The sequence below is a fragment of the Streptomyces sp. NPDC001027 genome (assembly GCF_040299045.1).
In the GTDB taxonomy this organism is placed as follows: Bacteria; Actinomycetota; Actinomycetes; order Streptomycetales; family Streptomycetaceae; genus Streptomyces.
Window position 1 is genome coordinate 1 of record NZ_JBEPBI010000570.1, and the last position, 1467, is coordinate 1467.

Genomic DNA, 1467 nt, shown 5'->3' on the forward strand with positions numbered 1-1467 from the left:
CTGCAACAGGGCCGCTGGCCTCCGGGCCCGGCATGACTGTTGCCCCCTGTCGATCGGATGACCTGGGGGGTGGTGTCACCGGGTCCGAGGGGTGCCGTCGGAGACGCTGATCAGAGGTCCGACCACCGCCCGGCCCGGCGCAATGCCGGGCAGCTCGAGGGTGGCAGGTCTGCATAACGTGGATGCGCGCGAACGGTCCCCGCCGCCGAGGCCGGCACGCATCGACACATGTGGGGGCACGGTGATTAGCATCGACGGGGTGGGCGTCTTTCTGGGCCTGGACGTCGGCAAGCAGGCGCATCACGGCCACGGCCTGACGCCGGCAGGGAAGACGGTCTTCGACAAGCCGCTGCCGAACAGCGAGCCGAAGCTGCGGGCCGTCTTCGACAAACTCACCGTCAAGTTCGGCACGGTCCTGGTGATCGTGGACCAGCCTGCCTCCATCGGCGCCCTGCCGCTGACCGTCGCCCGGGACGCCGGCTGCCAGGTCGCCTACCTGCCCGGACTCGCGATGCGCAGGATCGCCGACCTCTACCCCGGCGAGGCCAAGACCGACGCGAAGGACGCCGCGGTCATCGCGGACGCCGCCCGCACCATGCCCCACACCCTGCGCACCCTCGACCTCGCCGATGAAGTCACCGCCGAGCTGACCATGCTGGTCGGCTTCGACCAGGACCTCGCCGGCGAGGCCAACCGCACCTCCAACCGCATCCGCGGCCTGCTCACCCAGTTCCACCCCAGCCTGGAGCGCGTTCTCGGCCCGCGCCTGGACCACCCGGCAGTGACCTGGCTCCTCGAGCGCTACGGATCCCCGCATGCCCTGCGCAAGGCGGGCCGCCGCAGGCTGGTCGAGGTCGTCCGCCCGAGGGCTCCGCGCATGGCCGAGCGGCTGGTCGACGACATCTTCACCGCACTCGACGAGCAGACCGTCACCGTCCCCGGCACCGGCACCCTCGACGTGATAGTCCCGTCGCTGGCGAAGTCGCTGGCCGCCGTCCATGAACAACGCCGGGCTCTGGAGGCCCGGATCGAGGCCCTGCTGGAGGCCCACCCTCTTTCCCAGGTCCTGACCTCGATGCCCGGCATCGGCGTCAGGACCGCCGCAGTCCTCCTGACCACCGTCGGCGACGGCAGCAGCTTCCCGAGCGCCGCCCATCTGGCCTCCTACGCCGGCCTCGCCCCGGCCACGAAGCAGTCCGGCACGTCGATCCACGGCGAACACGCCCCCAGAGGCGGCAACCGGCAGCTGAAACGGGCGATGTTCCTCTCCGCGTTCGCAGCACTCCATGATCCCGCCTCCCGCACCTACTACGACCGCTGCCGAGCCCGCGGCAAAACCCACACCCAGGCCCTCCTCCGCCTCGCCCGCCACCGCATCAGCGTCCTGTTCGCCATGCTCCGCGACGGAACCTTCTACCAGCCGAGAAGCCCCCGCACCGCTTGACGAAAGACATAGAGGCACCCCCC

At 70.6% G+C, this 1467-nt stretch carries 1 protein-coding gene; it reads left to right on the plus strand.

Features of this window, described 5'->3' with window-relative positions; translation table 11 throughout:
* Window positions 1–241 precede the first annotated feature (241 nt).
* Complete coding sequence (locus tag ABT300_RS43975; RefSeq protein ID WP_351688770.1) at window positions 242–1444, plus strand: IS110 family RNA-guided transposase; 1203 nt, start codon at window positions 242–244, stop codon at window positions 1442–1444.
* The last annotated feature ends 23 nt before the right edge of the window (window positions 1445–1467 follow it).